The sequence below is a fragment of the Thermodesulfobacteriota bacterium genome (assembly GCA_040755095.1).
Classification (GTDB): Bacteria; Desulfobacterota; Desulfobulbia; order Desulfobulbales; family JBFMBH01; genus JBFMBH01.
The window spans coordinates 13,653-29,829 of the sequence record JBFMBH010000040.1 but is presented as its reverse complement, the minus strand read 5'-3'; the positions used below and the strand labels follow the sequence as shown (position 1 = coordinate 29,829).

Annotated in this window: 14 protein-coding genes; 9 read left to right on the top strand and 5 right to left on the bottom strand. The window is 68.6% G+C overall.

Annotated elements, in window-relative coordinates; genetic code table 11:
- Positions 1-245 precede the first annotated feature (245 nt).
- The 5 genes from AB1634_08195 to AB1634_08175 all read left to right on the top strand — a co-directional run bounded on the left by AB1634_08195 (position 246) and on the right by AB1634_08175 (position 5,063).
- Positions 246-1,550, top strand: a complete 1,305-nt coding sequence (locus tag AB1634_08195; GenBank protein ID MEW6219501.1) for a pyridoxal phosphate-dependent aminotransferase — start codon at positions 246-248, stop codon at positions 1,548-1,550.
- 18 nt (positions 1,551-1,568) lie between these two features.
- Positions 1,569-1,901: a hypothetical protein gene (locus AB1634_08190; GenBank protein ID MEW6219500.1), complete on the top strand. Its 333-nt coding sequence runs from the start codon at positions 1,569-1,571 to the stop codon at positions 1,899-1,901.
- 146 nt (positions 1,902-2,047) lie between these two features.
- Positions 2,048-3,151, top strand: coding sequence for an inositol-3-phosphate synthase (locus tag AB1634_08185; GenBank protein ID MEW6219499.1), 1,104 nt, complete (start codon positions 2,048-2,050; stop codon positions 3,149-3,151).
- A gap of 357 nt (positions 3,152-3,508) precedes the next feature.
- The gene (locus AB1634_08180; GenBank protein MEW6219498.1) at positions 3,509-4,546 is read left to right on the top strand and encodes a GGDEF domain-containing protein; all 1,038 of its coding nucleotides are present in this window, start codon (positions 3,509-3,511) and stop codon (positions 4,544-4,546) included.
- Complete coding sequence (locus AB1634_08175) at positions 4,539-5,063, top strand: hypothetical protein (protein MEW6219497.1); 525 nt, start codon at positions 4,539-4,541, stop codon at positions 5,061-5,063. Before AB1634_08180 ends, AB1634_08175 begins: the two co-directional genes overlap by 8 nt.
- Positions 5,064-5,070: 7 nt before the next feature.
- On the opposite strand, the gene rfaE2 is transcribed toward AB1634_08175, so the two are convergent.
- From rfaE2 to AB1634_08155, 4 genes are read right to left on the bottom strand one after another with little or no spacing between them, the layout of a single operon-like run.
- On the bottom strand, positions 5,071-6,339 hold the full coding sequence (rfaE2, locus tag AB1634_08170; GenBank protein MEW6219496.1) for a D-glycero-beta-D-manno-heptose 1-phosphate adenylyltransferase: 1,269 nt from the start codon (positions 6,337-6,339) through the stop codon (positions 5,071-5,073).
- A complete protein-coding gene (locus AB1634_08165; protein MEW6219495.1) occupies positions 6,336-7,073 on the bottom strand; it encodes a ComF family protein in 738 nt (245 codons plus the stop codon). Before AB1634_08165 ends, rfaE2 begins: the two co-directional genes overlap by 4 nt.
- Before the next feature lie 56 nt (positions 7,074-7,129).
- Complete coding sequence (gene icd / locus AB1634_08160; GenBank protein MEW6219494.1) at positions 7,130-8,347, bottom strand: isocitrate dehydrogenase (NADP(+)); 1,218 nt, start codon at positions 8,345-8,347, stop codon at positions 7,130-7,132.
- A gap of 32 nt (positions 8,348-8,379) precedes the next feature.
- Complete coding sequence (locus AB1634_08155) at positions 8,380-9,732, bottom strand: phosphomannomutase (protein ID MEW6219493.1); 1,353 nt, start codon at positions 9,730-9,732, stop codon at positions 8,380-8,382.
- 150 nt (positions 9,733-9,882) lie between these two features.
- On the opposite strand from AB1634_08155, the gene AB1634_08150 reads away from it, so the two are divergent.
- The 3 genes from AB1634_08150 to AB1634_08140 all read left to right on the top strand — a co-directional run bounded on the left by AB1634_08150 (position 9,883) and on the right by AB1634_08140 (position 14,024).
- Entirely contained in the window at positions 9,883-11,817 is a 1,935-nt protein-coding gene (locus AB1634_08150; protein ID MEW6219492.1) for an ASKHA domain-containing protein, read from the top strand.
- A gap of 243 nt (positions 11,818-12,060) precedes the next feature.
- On the top strand, positions 12,061-13,026 hold the full coding sequence (locus AB1634_08145) for a GGDEF domain-containing protein (GenBank protein ID MEW6219491.1): 966 nt from the start codon (positions 12,061-12,063) through the stop codon (positions 13,024-13,026).
- 17 nt (positions 13,027-13,043) lie between these two features.
- On the top strand, positions 13,044-14,024 hold the full coding sequence (locus AB1634_08140) for a GGDEF domain-containing protein (GenBank protein MEW6219490.1): 981 nt from the start codon (positions 13,044-13,046) through the stop codon (positions 14,022-14,024).
- 93 nt (positions 14,025-14,117) lie between these two features.
- Here the strand turns inward: AB1634_08140 and AB1634_08135 are convergent, their stop codons facing one another.
- The gene (locus tag AB1634_08135; GenBank protein MEW6219489.1) at positions 14,118-14,732 is read right to left on the bottom strand and encodes a VPLPA-CTERM sorting domain-containing protein; all 615 of its coding nucleotides are present in this window, start codon (positions 14,730-14,732) and stop codon (positions 14,118-14,120) included.
- Positions 14,733-15,058: 326 nt separating this feature from the next.
- Here AB1634_08135 and AB1634_08130 point away from each other — a divergent pair, with 326 nt between their 5' ends.
- Positions 15,059-16,084 (top strand): cache domain-containing protein, encoded by a 1,026-nt coding sequence (locus tag AB1634_08130; protein ID MEW6219488.1) that lies wholly within the window; start codon positions 15,059-15,061, stop codon positions 16,082-16,084.
- Positions 16,085-16,177 lie beyond the last annotated feature (93 nt).

The window sequence follows — 16,177 nt, the reverse complement described above, 5'->3', positions numbered from 1 at the left end:
CCGCTCCTTCCGGCAGCCGGCACCGAAGCCAAGCCAATCGCACTGTGTCCGAGGCATCGAGCCATGACCAGCAACGCAGCCGCCGATCGTCGAGCTACCAGGCCTGACATCCGTGGGGGGGCCGCTGCTGTGGGCTGAAAGCCTTCGTTCCGACCGACACGCATCAGCCGCGGCGCCTCAGCCCGCGGCTTTTTTTTTCTGCCCCTGGTGGGCGTAACGCCCCCTTCCCGTAAGGAGAAGCAGCCATGCGAACCGACATCGTCCACATGGGCGCCGGTGAGTTGACCTACGAGATCCGCAACATCGTCGCCGTCGGTGAGCGGCTGGCGGAGCTGGGAGTGGAGCTCCACTGGGAGAACATCGGTGACCCGGTGGCCAAGGGCGAGGTGATGCCCCGGTGGATGAAGGAGATCATCGCCGAGCTGGCCATGGATGACGCGACCTACGGCTACTCGCCGACCCGCGGCCTGCTGGAGACCCGGAGGTTCCTGGCCGAGCAGACCAACAAACGGGGTGGCGTCCAGATCGGGCCGGATGACATCATCTTCTTCAACGGCCTGGGGGATGCCATCAGCAAGGTCTTCGGCTTCCTGAAGCGCACCGCCCGGGTGGTGGTGCCCAGCCCCAGCTACACCACCCACTCCTCGGCCGAGGCGGCCCATGCCGAAGACCGGCCGGTCACCTACATTCTGGACCCGAACAACCTCTGGTATCCGGACCTGGACGACCTGGCCTGCCACATCCGCTACAACCCGGCGGTGGCGGGCATCCTCATCATCAATCCGGACAACCCCACCGGCGCGGTCTACCCCAAGGAGATCCTGGAGGCCATGGTGGATCTGGCGCGGCGCTGGGATCTTTTTATCATCTGCGACGAGATCTACCACAACATCATCTACAACGGCACCAGCACCGTCCCGTTCTCGGACATCATCGGCGAGGTCCCGGCCATCGTCATGCGGGGCATCTCCAAAGAGATGCCTTGGCCCGGCTCCCGGTGCGGCTGGATCGAGGTCTACAACGGCCAGCGGGACCCGATGTTCAAGCGCTACGTGCAGTCGATCTTGAATGCCAAGATGCTGGAGGTCTGCTCCACGACCCTGCCCCAGCGGGCCCTGCCCCTGGTGATGCAGCATCCCGAGTACAAGGCCTTCCTGGGTGAGCGGGTGCGCCGCTACGAGCGCTTCTCCAACATCGCGTATGACATCCTCAAGAAGGTCGACGGCCTGATCGTCAACCGCACCAATGGCGCCTTTTACATGAGCGTCGCCTTCCGGGATGGGGTGCTGGCGCCGCACCAGACCCTGCCCGTCGCCATCGCCAGTGTGCGGGCCCAGGTGGAGGCCCTGGTCCGCCAGCCCGGGGTCGCCCTGGACAAGCGCTTCGTGTACTACCTCCTGGGCGCCACCGGCATCTGCGTCGTGCCCCTGTCGTCCTTTGCCACCCCTCTGCAGGGCTTTCGCATCACCCTCCTGGAACGGGAAGAGACCGAGCTCATCCGCATCTTCGAGACCATTGCCAGTGCCATCAAGGCCTACCTCAACTCCTGAGCCGGAGACCTGCCTGCCATGCGCGGCGCCTGGATCGCCGACCTGAGGGACCTGCTGGACGCGCATGGCCACATCGCGCCGGCGGCAGGTCCGGCGCGACGGCTGGCGGAGCATTTCACGGCGATCGTGGCCATGGTGTCGCGACCGGAGCCGGTGATCCCCGAGGAGTTCCGGGTCCGCTGCCGCCGCCGTCCCGGCCGCAAGCGCTGCGCCGGCATCCTGGAGGTCGATCTCGATCCCGACACCGAGGAGATCCTGTGGTACTGCCCGCTGTGCGCCGACCACGGCCGGATCGGCAACTGGCAAGGGACGATCTGGGACCTCAGCCACGCCACCGGTGCGCCGCACTGAGCCTGCTGCCTGCTCCCCCACGTGCTGCATCCCACGATTGCGATTGAACATTGAGCCGCCAGCGTGTAAATATGATGCCTTCGCCAGAAGCCATCGCACAGCGGCCCGCGGCAGCCAGTTCGCCGGCACAGGAGGAGAGGCCAGGGGTGAGCACGATCAGGATCGCCATCGCCGGAGTGGGCAACTGCGCCAGCTCCCTGATCCAGGGGATCGCCCACTACCGGGGCAAGGACGCCGGCGAGGCGGTGGGCCTCATGCACTGGGAGATCGGCGGTTTTGCGCCCGGCGCCATCGAGGTGGTGGCCGCCTTTGACATCGATCAGCGCAAGGTCGGGCGGGACGTGGCGGAGGCCATCTTTGCGCCACCCAACTGCACGGCCCGCTTCTGTCCCCAGATCCCCAGGACCGGGGTGCCGGTCACCATGGGCCGGGTGCTGGATGGCCTTTCCGAGCATATGCGCCACTTCCGGCCGGAGCGCACCTTCCTCCTGGCGGGCGAGCCGGAGCCGGACCAGGCCAGGGTGGTCCAGATCCTCCGCGAATCGGGGGCCGAGATCCTGCTCAACTACTTGCCGGTGGGCTCGGAGGAGGCGACCCGCTTCTACGCCACCTGCGCCCTGGAGGCCGGGGTCGCCTTCATCAACAACATGCCGGTCTTCATCGCCAGCAACCCGGACTGGGCTGGTCGCTTCGCCGCCCGAGGCCTGCCGATCATCGGCGATGACATCAAGGCCCAACTGGGGGCCACCATTACCCACCGGGCCCTGACCGATCTCTTCCACAAGCGGGGGGTGCGGCTGGATCGCACCTACCAGCTCAATACTGGCGGCAATACCGACTTTCTGAACATGCTCAACCGCAGCCGCCTCGCCTCCAAGACTGAGTCCACGCCCGCGGCGGTGCTGGCGGGGCCCGGCCACCGCCTGCCGCCGGACAATATCCACATCGGCCCTTCCGACTACGTCCCCTGGCAAAACGACAACAAGGTCTGCTTCATCCGCATGGAAGGGCGCCTCTTTGGGGATGTGCCCATGAACCTGGAGCTGCGGCTGTCTGTGGAGGACTCCCCCAACTCGGCCGGGGTGGCCATCGACGCCATCCGCTGCTGCAAGCTGGCCCTGGATCGGGGCCGGGGGGGGGCCTTGCGCTCGCCGAGCGCCTTTCTCATGAAGCACCCGCCCGAGCAGTTCACCGACGATGAGGCCTTCCGCATGCTGGAGGAGTTCATCGGCGGCCGCCGGGACGACTGAGGGCCCGGCCGGTGTCAGGAATCCTGGCGGACCGTAAGCTGTTCTGACGCTTGGCAGCACGAGGGTGCTGCTGGGCAAGATCCGACCGGCCCGGCCGGCAAATCCTGCCGGCTGGCGCCAGCAGTGCCGCGGCCGCCCGACCAGCCGCCCCCTCGCCCCCCTTGACCGGGGCCTTCTTTCCCCCCGGCGCCTTTTTCCCCTACGATTGGCATGGAAATCGCAAAGTTGTCGTCCGCAGAGGGCGACCAGGGCGGCGCTGCCGCCCAGGGCTGCGGTTTTTGCTTAGGTTTTTCGTCTGAGCGGCCGATCCATGAGAGTAAAGACGGAGGGGGCGGCCTGCCGCCGCTGCAAAGAGCCATGAAAGCCATCCATGCGCAGCTTGCCGAGACGGATTGCCCGGTTCTGTCCGGGGAGGGCCCCGACCTTGCCGGTCTGCTGGCCCAGCTGGAGCGCTACAAGCAACAGACTGAGCACCTGGCCCGTTTGAACGAGCTCCATCACCGGCTGGCCGGCGCCACTGACCTGACCTCGGTGGCCGAGTCCTTTTCGGTATGGCTCATGCCCCGGGTCGAGCATTCCCTGCTCGCCTACGAAGACGGCGGCAGCAGCCGCCGGTGTCTGGTGTGCTCCAGCCATGGGCCCCAGCGCCGGCAGGAGATGGCCTGCGCCGAAGAGCTCCTCGATGAGCGCACTGGCCTTGCCGGTGCGCCGCCGGTGCCCGGCGCGGGCTTTCACTCCCATCTGTGGCCGGTGGCCCAGACCGGCAGCCAGCGGCGGCTGCTGCTCCTGCGGCGCGGCCGGCCCTTCCGGGAGGAGGAGCTGACCACGGTCCAGGAGGCGCTGCCGGTGCTGGGCGAGCCCCTGCGGCGGGCCGCGGCCTACGAGGACCTCTATGCCCAGGCGCGGCGGGATTCCCTTACCGGGCTGGCCAACCGGCGCGTCTTCGAGGAGAACGTGCCGGCCATCCTGGAAAGCGCCCGCCGGCATGGCACGCCAGTCACCCTCGCCAGTATGGATCTGGACTTCTTCAAGCTGGTCAACGACACCTGCGGCCATGCGGTCGGCGACTTGGTTCTCCAGCAGGTGGCCAGTATCCTCACCGCCCTGGTGCGCGGCTCCGATCTTCTGGTGCGGATGGGCGGCGACGAGTTCCTTCTGGTCCTGCCCAATACCGACGCCGAGGCAGCGCATCACCTGGCCGAGCGCCTGGGGCTGGCGGTGCGGCAGCTGGCGCGCCAAACCCCGGGCTGCGAACAGCTGGGGATCAGCATCGGTATCGCGGAATGGCAGCCGGCCATGAGCCGGGAAGAGTGGCTGCAGGCTGCGGACGACGCCCTCTACCGGGCCAAGGCTGCCGGCCGCCCGAAGCGTCCCCCTGAGCTGCGGTGTGTCTGAGCCGACCCTGCCGGACCGGGGCCTTCTGCTGGAGGAGGAGGCCTTTCTGATCCGCCATTCCGGGGGTGAGATCCCCGAGGTGGCCTTGCACAGCTCCCGCCACTATCTGGAGGAAGACCCGGAAGGCCCGGGCCTCCGCCTTACGGCGGACGAACAGGCCCAGTTGGCGGAGGCGGTCGTCCTTCGCTACTGCGCCATCATCCTCCGGGATCTGGATCCGGGCAACCGGGACCGCCGCCTCTACCGTGGCCTGGCCCGGGCGGCGGCCAACTGGGGACGGCTGGTCCGTTTTGCGGCCGGCCGGCAGCGGGATCTGGGAGCGGAGCGTCAGGCCTGCGGCCGGGCCCTGGTCGCTTTCCTGGCCCAGGAGCACGCCGAGGTCACCGCCGGCCGCCGTCCTCCTTCCATCAACTGCCCTGCCAGTCAGGTTGCCTGGCTGCTTGGCCAGCTGGGCTGCGATCCGTCCTTGCTGCCCGCCGACTGGCCCGGGCTGTGCCCGCGGCCAGCGCCGGAGTGAGCTCGCCTCACCCGGTCTTCTCCCCAGGTCCCCGTCCGATGCGCTCGATGAGCCCCGAGGTGGAGCGGCCCGCCAGGAGCGGGATCCGCACCACCTGCCCGCCCCAGGCCTGGACCTGCGGGGCACCGACGATGGCCTCCTCGGCCCAGTCGGCGCCCTTGACCAGGACCTGCGGCCGCAGGGCCTCGATGAGGGCCAGGGGCGTGGTCTCGCCAAAGAGCACCACCAGGTCGACGCAGCCAAGCGCAGCCAGAACCCGGGCCCGGTCCGCCTCGGTATTCACCGGCCGGCCAGGCCCTTTGATGGCCGCCACCGAGGCATCGCTGTTGAGGCCGACCACCAGGAAGTCCCCCTGGCGCCGGGCCTCCTCCAGGTACTGGACATGGCCGGCATGGAGGAGGTCGAAACAGCCGTTGGTGAAGACGATCCGGCTGCCGGCGGCCCGGTGCTCCGCCACCTGGGATGCGGCCCTTTCCCGATCCACCACCTTGCCGGCATCCGGCAGACCGTAAGGCCGCGGGCCCACGGTGTTGAAGCGCGCCCGCACCACCTGCGGCTCCTGGGGGTCCACCAGCACGCCACGGGCCTCTTCCCCCTCGCCGGCTTCGGCCAGTACGGTGCCGTCCGGGGCGATGATCTGGGAGTGGCCGGCAAAGGTGTCCATGCCGGTGCTGCCGCAGCGGTTGCCGGCCAGGACAAAGGCCTGGTTCTCGATGGCCCGGGCCCGGACCAGGGTCTGCCAATGGCTGAGCCGCACCCGGGGCCACTGGGCGACCACCACCAGGATTCTGGCTCCGGCCTGGATGGGCAGCCGGGCCAGCTCCGGGAAGCGCAGCTCGTAGCAGACGAGACCCGCCACCAGCCCGTGGGGGGTGGCCAGGGGGCCGGCGGCCGGACCGGCCACGAGATGCCGATCCTCGTCCATGGGGGCGAAGAGGTGGCGCTTGGCGATCCGGCCCAGGACCCCATCCGGCCCGACAAGGAAAAGGGTGTTGTGGAGGCCGGCCGGGGAGGCTTCCAGGAGCGAGCCGGCGAGGTGCAGCCGGTAGCGGTTAGCGATACCCGTAAGGAGGCGCAGCAGCTCCGGGGTCCGCGCCGCCAAGGCCCGGGCCTGGCGGTAGGCGAAACCGGTGGCCAAGAGCTCCGGCAGCACCACCAGGCCCGGCTCCCGGGGGGCGAGCCGGGCCAGGCCCTCCGCCAGGCGACCGAGGTTGATCTCCGGGGCACCCAGGGCGACATCGAACTGGCAGAAGCCGAGATAGGAAAAGCCGGTCATGGCAGGGTCCTGGCGGCCGCCTGGCGGCAGGGTCCGGCATCGTCATCGTCCACCCGGGCCAGGGTGAGAGCCCACACGGTTGCCGCCCCGGCCCGGCGCAGCACCCGGGCGCATTCACTCATCGTGGTGCCGGTGGTGAAGACATCGTCCACCAGGAGGATCGACTGCCCGGCCACCGAGGCACCCGGGCGCAGCCGGAAGGCGCCCCGGAGGTTGGCCCGGCGGGCAGCGCCGGAAAGGGCCGTCTGGGGCGTGGTGGGCCGCTGCCGCTCCAGCAGGTCGGGGGCGATGCGGCGGCGGGCCTGGGGAAAGAGGGCTCGGGCCAGCACCAGGGCCTGATTGAAGCCCCGCTCCCGCAGCCGCCGGACATGGAGCGGCACAGGCACAATGCGATCGGCCGCCGCCCAGCTGGCAACCTCCGGCAGTCTCGTCGCCAGATGGCGGAAGGTCGCCAGCCCCGCCCAGCTGCCGCCGTACTTGAAGGCATGAATCGCCGCGCGCACCGGACCGGTGTAGAGAAGCACCGCCCGGGCCGCGGAGAAATGCCTGCCCCCGGTCAGGCAGGGGCCGCAGGGGTGGCTGGGGCCGGCGGCATCACGGTACAGGCGGCCGCAGCCCGGGCACCACGGCTCGGCGGCCAGGACCAGCCCGTCCTGACAGGCGGGACAGAAGAGGATGGCTGCGGTCCGGCCCAGCCGGCGGCCGCAGCCCAGACAGCAGGCCGGAAAGAGCAACTCCGCCGCCGCGGCCCAGAACCCCTGCCACGGCGACGGCGCGGGTGCTGCTCCGCCTACGGCAGGTTGGCGATGATGGCGGTCGCAAACTCCGAGCACTTCAGCTCCGTGGCCCCCCCCATCAGCCGTGCCAGGTCGTAGGTGACGGTGCGCGCCGAGATGGTCTTCTCCAGGCCGGCCTGGATCATGGCTCCGGCCTCGCGCCAGCCCAGGTACTCCAGCATCATCACCCCGGACAACAGGAGCGAGGCGGGGTTGACCTTGTCGAGACCGGCATACTTGGGCGCTGTGCCGTGGGTGGCCTCGAAGACCGCGTAGCCGTCGCCGATGTTGGCGCCCGGCGCCATGCCCAGCCCCCCGACCTGGGCGGCCAGGGCGTCGGACATGTAGTCGCCGTTGAGGTTGGGCATGGCGAGCACGCTGTACTCGGCGGGCCGCAGGAGGATCTGCTGGAACATGGCATCGGCGATCCGGTCCTGGATCACCACCTTGCCCGCCGGCCTCCTGCCGTTGTGGCGCTCCCACAGCTCCTGCTCGGTGATGGTGCAGTCGGCAAACTCCTCCCGGGCCAGTTCGTAGCCCCAGTTGCGGAAGGCGCCTTCGGTGAACTTCATGATGTTGCCCTTGTGCACCAGGGTGACCGAGGGACGACCGTGGTCGAGGGCATGGCGGATGGCCTTGCGGACCAGGCGCTTGGTGCCCAGGGCGCTGATGGGCTTGATGCCGATGCCGGAGCCGGGACGGATCTTCTTGCCGAAGCGCTCTTCAATCACACTGATGATCGCCTCCGCCTCCGCCGAGCCCGCCGGCCACTCGATGCCGGCGTAAACGTCCTCGGTGTTCTCCCGGAAGACCACCATGTCCACCTGCTCCGGCGCCTTCACCGGCGAGACCACCCCCTGGTAGTACCGTACCGGCCGGACGCAGGCATACAGATCCAGCTCCTGGCGCAAGGTGACGTTGAGGCTCCGGATGCCGGTGCCGACAGGCGTCGTCAAAGGCCCTTTGATGGCCACCACATGCTCCTGGATGGCGGCCATGGTCTCCGGGGGCAGATACTGGCCGGTGGCCTTCTGCGCCTTCTCGCCGGCCAGGACCTCCCGCCAGACGAGCCGGCGCCGGCCGCCATAGGCGCGGGCCACCGCGGCGTCCAGCACCCGGGCGGTGGCGGCCCAGATGTCCGGGCCGATGCCGTCGCCTTCGATAAAAGGGATGATGGGCTGATCCGGGACCGCAATCCCGCCCCCCTGGATGGTGATCTTCTCTCCGGTCACGATTCCCTTCCTCCGTGTCGTTCTCGACCTGTTTAAGATCGGATGATGGCCAAAAGCTCGGCGGTCTTCGCCGCCATGAGGGCCGGGTTGCCCCGGGATTCCACATTGAGGCGGAGCACCGGCTCGGTGTTGGACTTGCGCACGTTGAAGCGCCAGTCGGCGAAGACCAGGCTAAGCCCGTCCAGGTCGTCCCGCGCCAGGGCCTGGCAGCCGTAGCGCTCGGCCAGCGCGACCAGGACATGGTCCGGGTCGGCGACCTTGGAATTGATCTCGCCGGAAGCCGGAAAACGGGCCATGCGGTCGGCCACCAGCCGGGACAACGGCTCGCGGCCGGCCGAGAGGATGGCCGTCACCAGGAGCCAGGGAATCATCCCGGAGTCGCAGTAGGCGAATTCCCGGAAGTAGTGGTGGGCGCTCATCTCGCCGCCGTAGGCGCCGTCCGCGGCCCGCATCGTCTCCTTGATGAAGGAGTGGCCGGCGCGGCTTAAGATCGGCCGGCCGCCGGCGGCCTGCACCAGCTCCTGGGTGTTCCAGACCAGGCGCGGGTCATGGACAATGGCCGCCCCGGGCTGCCGGGCCAGGATGGCCTGGGCCAGGAGGCCTACGAGGTAGTAGCCCTCGATGAAGCCCCCCTGCTCGTCGAAGAAGAAGCAGCGGTCGAAGTCGCCGTCCCAGGCCAGCCCGAGGTCGGCCCCATGCTGCCGCACCGCCTGGGCGGTCACCGCCCGGTTCTCCGGCAGGAGCGGGTTGGGCACCCCGGCCGGGAAGGTGCCATCCGGCTCGAAGCAGACCTGGATGAAGGTGAAGGGCAGATGCGGGGCGAGGCCGGCCAGCACCGGCCCGGCGCAGCCATGGCCGGGGTTGGCGACAATCCTGAGCGGCCGCAGCCGGGAGCGGTCCACGTAGCCCAGCAGATGCTCCAGAAAGGCGGGCCGGGTGTCCACCGTCTGGCTGTGACCGCCGCCTGGTGCTGGCCCCAGATCATTGGCCAGCACCCGGGCTTCGATCTGGGCCAGCCCGGAGTCGGCGCTCAAAGGGCGGGCGCCGGAGGTCACCAGCTTGATGCCGTTGTAGTCGGCGGGGTTGTGGCTGGCGGTGACCATCATGCCGCCGTCAGCGCCCAGGTGCCAGGTGGCGAAATACATCTCCTCGGTGCCGGCAAGGCCGATGTCCAGGACGTCCACGCCGGCGGCCGCCAGACCCTGGCGCAACGCTCCATGGATGGCGGGGCTCGACAGGCGGATATCCCGGGCCAGCACCACCCGGCGGGGGGTCAGGTGGGCGGCATAGGCCCGGGCGATCCGGAAGGCCAGATCCTCGTTGAGCTCGTCCGGGATGCGGCCCCGCACGTCATAGGCCTTGAAGCAGGGCAGGTGGGTGGTCATTTCTGGCTCTCCCGCAGGCCTCGGAGGCAGAACCCGGCTCCGGGGCAGCGTCTTGACAAGGGGAGGGTTCCTGCTATTGTGTGTCCGCCCATCGGCCGGCCGCCGGGGCGCTGGGGCTCGCACCATACCTTCCAAGCAGGTCTTCCGTCCATGAAAAAAACACTCGTCTTCCTGCCCGACAACGTCACCGCCACGGTGGAGTCGGGGGAGAACCTGCTGGCGGCGGCTGCCGGCGCCGGCGTCCACATCGATGCCCTGTGCGGCGGCGAGGGCGTCTGTGGCAAGTGCAAGGTGCGGATCGAAGCCGGCGAGGTGGAGTGCGAGCGCACCGCTCAGCTCCGGGCCGAGGAGTGGCAGACCGGCTTGCGCCTGGCATGCCGGACCCGGGTGCTGGGCGATGTCACGGTGCGCATCCCGGACCAGGTGCGGGCCAATGGCGTCGCCTTGAGCCGCCGGCCCAAGACCGTGCGGGCCATCTCGGCCCAGACCCTGGAATCCCTGGTCGGCACCTGGGACACCGATCCGCCGGTGGAGAAGCGCTTCCTTTCCCTGCCGCCACCGACCCTGGAGGACAATGTCGCCGACCTGGCCCGCCTGATGCGGGCCCTGGCCCGGGGCTGCCACGACTGCAAGGAGCCCACCTACGACCACCCGCAGCTGCTGAAAGAGCTGCCCTTCGTCCTCCGGCGCGCCAACTGGGAGGTGACCGTCATCCTGCTCCGGGGCAAGCGGGCCGAGGAGCCGGACCGGATCATCGCCATTGAGCCCGGGGATACCACCGACAAGCTGTATGGCCTGGCGGTGGATATCGGCACCACCACCGTCTGTGGCGCCCTGCTGGATCTCAAGAGCGGTCAGGTGATCGCCGAGGCCTCGGCCTACAACGCCCAGATCGGCTACGGCGAGGATGTCATCTCCCGGATCATCTACTCCCAGCGGCCCGGCGGCCTGAAGGCCCTCCAGGAGAAGGTGGTCTATACCATCAACACGGTCATCGACACCGTGTGCGCCAAGGTGCGGATCAACCCGGTGGACATCGCCTACATCATGGCGGCGGGCAACACCACCATGGCCCATCTCATGCTCGGCCTTGACCCCAAGTATATCCGGGAGGCGCCCTACACCCCGATCTCGAGCCAGTTCCCGCTCACCCGGGCGGCCGGCATCGGCATCAATGCCCACCCCTCGGTGCGGCTCTTCCTCTACCCTTCCGCCGCCAGCTATGTGGGCGGCGACATCATCGCCGGCGTCCATGCCTGCCAGCTGCACAAGAGCCGTCAGCTGACGCTGTTCATCGATATCGGCACCAATGGTGAGATCGTGGTCGGCAACGAGGAGTGGCTGGTCTGTGCCGCCTGCTCCGCCGGCCCGGCCTTCGAGGGCGGCGGTATCCGCCACGGCATGCGGGCAAGCCAGGGAGCCATCGAGAACTTCCATATCCACCCCGAGACCCTGGAGCCGATGATCGTCACCATCGGTCTCACCAAGCCCCGGGGCATCTGCGGCTCCGGGCTCATCTCCATCGTCTCGGAGCTGCTGGAGGCGGGGGTTATCGACCAGCGGGGCAAGTTCAAGCGCGGCCGCAGCCATCCCCGCATTCGGCCAGGCCTGGACGGGTATGAGTACGTTCTGGCCTGGGCCAAGGACTCCCTCCTGGGCGAGGACATCGCGCTCACCGAGGTGGACCTGGACAACCTCATGCGGGCCAAGGGCGCCATGTATGCCGGCTACGTCACCCTGCTCGAATCGGTGGGCATGACCTTCGCCGATCTGGATCGGGTGGTCTTGGCCGGCAACTTCGGGGCCTATATCGATCTCGAGCGGGCCATCACCATTGGCCTCTTGCCGGACATCGACCGGGACCGCTTTTTCTATCTGGGCAACGGCTCTCTCCTGGGCGCTCAGATCAGCCTCACCGACCATAAGCGGTTCCGGGAGCGCACCCAGGTGCACCGCCTTATGACCAACATGGAGCTCTCCGAGAGCCCTCAGTTCATGAATCATTACGTGGCCGCCCTCTTCCTGCCCCATACCGACCTGGGATTCTTCCCCACGGTCGCAGCCAAGATCGGCGGCAGCCGCTGACGGCCGCCCCCGGACAGGCGGGCGCCAGGCGGAGCCGGCACCACCCCCCCCGAGCCGGCAGGACCGAGGCCACCGGCCCCCGGCGCACCGGCTCTGTCCCTGGGGGCTGTGCTGGCCACGAGGCGTTTGCGTCCAGGACAGCGGTATGCTATCCTGCCACTCGGAATTTTGGATGCTGCCGCCAGAGCCTGCTCCGGCCTCGGCGGCAGCCCCGCCTGACGAAGCCCAGAGGTTGAGCCCATCATGGATCCGGAACAGCCCACCCACCTGCTCCTGACGCGAATCCGTCACGAGATTCTGCCCCTGTTCGAAAAGGCCATCACCGATGATGCGGTCTTCTTCGAGAACCCTTACCTGACTGGCTGCTGGCAGCGGCAAGCCTGCGACAAGACCAGCTGCCCGAGCCACGGGCGGGCGGAGCTGCGCTGCTGGCAGACGGCGGGCACCTACTGCGGTGGCACGGTTCAGGGCAGCTTTGTGGAGAAGTACAGCACCTGCCTGGTCTGCGATGTGTTCCGGGAGGCCTGTCCGACGGTGGTCGAGGAGCTGGGCGAGCATCTCAACAACATGCTCTTTCTCATGCGCAAGCAGAAGCGCCGCACCACGGAGAGCATGAAGCGGGTGCAGTATCTCAACCAGGAGCTGGCCACCTCCCTGGAGGCCCTGGATGCCAAGAACCGGGAGATCCAGGAGCTGGTGATCACCGACAAGCTCACCGGCCTTTACAACCGTCACTACCTGTTCACCGTGCTGGAGGATGAGCTGGCCCGTTTCGCCCGTGGCCGCTACCGGTTTGCGGTGCTGATGCTGGATGTGGACGACTTCAAGTCCTTCAATGACACCTATGGCCATCTGGAAGGGGACAAGGTGCTGGCGCGCATGGGGCAGGTCCTCCAGGACAGCCTGCGCCAGGCCGACCGGGCCTTCCGCTACGGCGGCGAGGAGTTCGTGGTGGTGCTGCCGGACACGGACCGGGTTCTGGCCCATGTGGTGGCGGAGCGGATCCGTTGCACCTTCCGGGCGCAGGAGCTCGGTGTCAGGCCGGAGGGGGCGCCGGCCACGGCCGTGTCCCGGACCGTGAGCATCGGCATCGCGATCAGCGCTCCGGGCCTGGACCTGCACGGCCTGCTGGCCCGGGCCGATGGTGCCATGTACCGGGCCAAGGCCATGGGCAAGGATGCGGTGGCCGTGGCCGTGGAGGAAGAGTAGTCCAGCGGAGGTGACCCATGTCTTCTGATGCGGCGGCCGGGGCCCTGAACACCCTTCTGGAGCGGATTCGCCAGGAGATCATCCCCGTTATTGAGCAGGCCATCGCCGACGACGAGGTGTGCTTTCGCAACCCCCACCTGCCCCGGTGCTGGGAGGCCAAGGCCTGCGACAAGGGCAGCTGTCCGGCCTATCACCAGGTCAAGGAGCGCTGCTGGCAGAAGGCGGGCACCTATTGCGGCGGCAAGGTCCAGGGGGATTTCGTGGCCAAGCACGGCTCCTGCGTCCGGTGCGAGGTGTTTGCCGCCGCCTGTCCCACCGTGGTCGAGGAACTGGGCGAGCACCTCAACAACATGCTGTTCCTGCTCCGGAAGCAGAAGGCCCGGGCCATGGAAGGGGTGCGCCGGGTGGAGTATCTCAACCGCGAGCTCACCAAGTCCTTGGAATCCCTGGACGCCAAGAACCGGGAGATCCAGGAGATGGTGATCACGGATCGCCTCACCGGGCTCTACAACCGCCACTACCTGTTCACGGTGCTGGAGGACGAGGTGGCTCGCACGGCCCGGGGCCGGTATGCCTTCTCGGTGCTGCTCGCGGACGTGGATGACTTCAAGTCGTTCAACGACACCTACGGTCATCTGGAAGGAGACAAGGTGCTGGCCGGCCTCGGCGGTCTCTTGCGGCAGCGGCTGCGCAAGACCGACCGGGCCTTCCGGTACGGCGGCGAGGAGTTCGTGGTGGTGCTGCCGGACACCGACACCACCATCGCCTACCTCATCGCCGAGCGGATCCGACTGGCCTTTGCGGACTTGCAGCACATCGTTCCGGCGGCGGGCGGCAGCACCCGGCGAGAGGTCCGCACCCTCAGCATCGGTGTCGCCGGCTACGAGCCCCCCCTCGACGGTCCCACCCTGCTGGCCCGGGCGGACGAGGCCATGTATCGGGCCAAGTCCCAGGGCAAGAACCAGGTGAGGCGCTTCGGCAGTCCCCAGGACGTCTGAGCCCGCCCGCAGCAAAACAAAAGCCGCGTCCGGCCTCTCGTGGCCAGGGCGCGGCTTTTGTTTTCGCGGGGGGCCGGGCGGCCGGCGGCAGGGTCAGCTCCGGCGCCGGCTCCGCCAGGCGGCCAGACCAGCCAGGCCCGAGCCCAGCAGCCAGGCCGCCGCCGGCACCGGCACCGGCGTGCCGTAGGCCTGCACCTCGGCCAGGGAATAGGAGTTGTCCCCGCCGGCGGCCTGGACCCGGATCCGAGAGGTGGTCACTGGAGCCGGCAACAGGTACATCTCGGAGGTGTTGTTGACATTGGGCCTCGTTTGCATGCCCCAGCCGTAGCCGTCGTAGTTGGGCACGTTCCACAGGGTCTGCCAAGCTCCGCCGTCGTCGTAGAGCACGGTGTAGGCGTCGTTGTCGTCGGCCTCCACGATGAGGCCCCGGAGCTGGGACGGCTGCTGAAAGCTGATCTCTACGAACGGGCTGAGCCCGTGCCACCAGACGGTGCCGGTCTGCCACTGGGTGGAGCGGGGTACAAACTGCCCGTCGATCAGGGTGGAAAGGGCGGCTCCATTCAGGCCGGCGGAGCCGCTGATGGAGCCGCCGTTGGCGGTGGCTGCCACATTGATGGCGGTGGCCGACGCCGGGGTGGCGGCCACCGCCAGGAACAGGCCCGCGGCCAACACCACCCCCGCCGCTGTTGCTACGCTCGTCTTGACCATGGCACGCTTCCTCCCGCGCAGGAATCCTGGATGGCTCTCTGGCCAGCTCCGACCCTGGAGCCGCCACCTTTGGCTCGATCAAATAGCATACGATGCAAGGTCTGTTCCCGAACATCCGGGGCCGCGGCCCAGGCGGGAAATGACCGCTGACTCTAGGGCGAAGGGGTCAGGCCGGTGAGCGGCGCTGGCCGGCTTTCCGGGGATCCGGACAAATCGTTCGTTTTCCCGGAAGGAGGCCGCGTCTGGGCTTGCCGGCGCGGGTAAGGTATGATGGGCAGAATGGACCCCGTTTGCCGGCATGGCCCATGCTGGCTGGAGGCTGCGTCATGCTCGCAACCCTGCCCTCGTCCGCCGCCAGCGCCCGGTTTGAGGCGGCCAAGATCATCCTGCCGGCAGTGCTGGCGGTGCTGCTCTTCACCGTCGCCCTCGTCGGCCTCCTCCTGCCGGCCTTCGAAAACGGCCTCCTGGAGAAGAAGAAGGAGAGCTGCCGGGATCTCACCGGGCTGGGGCTGGGGGTGCTGGCCTACTTCGCCAACCTGGCCGACGGGGGGGCGATGCCCCTGGGTGAGGCCCAGGGCCGAGCCAGGACGCTGCTCCGGGGGCTGCGCCACGGTGCCGAGGGCAAGGGCTATCTGTGGGTCAACGATCTCAGGCCAGTGATGATCATGCACCCCTACCGGCCGGATCTGGAGGGCCAGGACCTGTCCGGCTACCGGGACAAAGCTGGCCGGCCCGTCTTCCAGGCCTTCGTCGATCAGGTGCAGCGGCAGGGGGCAGGCTATGTGCCGTACCTGTGGCAGTGGCAGGATCGGCCGGGCGCCGAGGAGGCGAAGCTCTCCCATGTGCGCTTGTTTGCGCCCTGGGGCTGGGTGGTGGGCACCGGCGTCTACCTGGGGGATGTGGAGAAGGAGGCGGCGGCGGTCTTCCACAAGGCCCTGGGCCTGGCCGTCGCCATCCTGGCCGCGGTGTCACTGCTGGCCGCCTATCTGGTCCGGCAGGGGTTGCGCCTGAATGCGCGCCGGCAGCGGGCGGAGGAGGCTCTCTTGCGTCACCAGGAAGAGCTGGAAAGCCAGGTGCAGGTCCGCACCGCCGACCTGGCCCAGGCCCTGGCCGAGGTGAAGCGCCTGTCCGGCCTCTTGCCCATCTGCGCCTCCTGCAAGAAGATCCGGGACGACTCCGGCTCCTGGCAGCAGCTGGAGGTCTACATCCGCGACCGCTCCGAGGCCCGCTTCAGCCACGGCATCTGCCCTGACTGTGCCTGGCAGCTCTATCCCGAGCTGATGGCGGCCCGGCAGCAGAGCAGGCAGACCGCAAAGCCATCGCCGGCGGAGCCTGCCGGCAGGGAGCACTGACCCCGGGGAGCCCTCCCGCACCCTTGATCCGGCGACCGAGCAGCCCTGACCCCAGACGACCGGGTGCTTCGTCTCGGCCTGGTCCGTACCGGC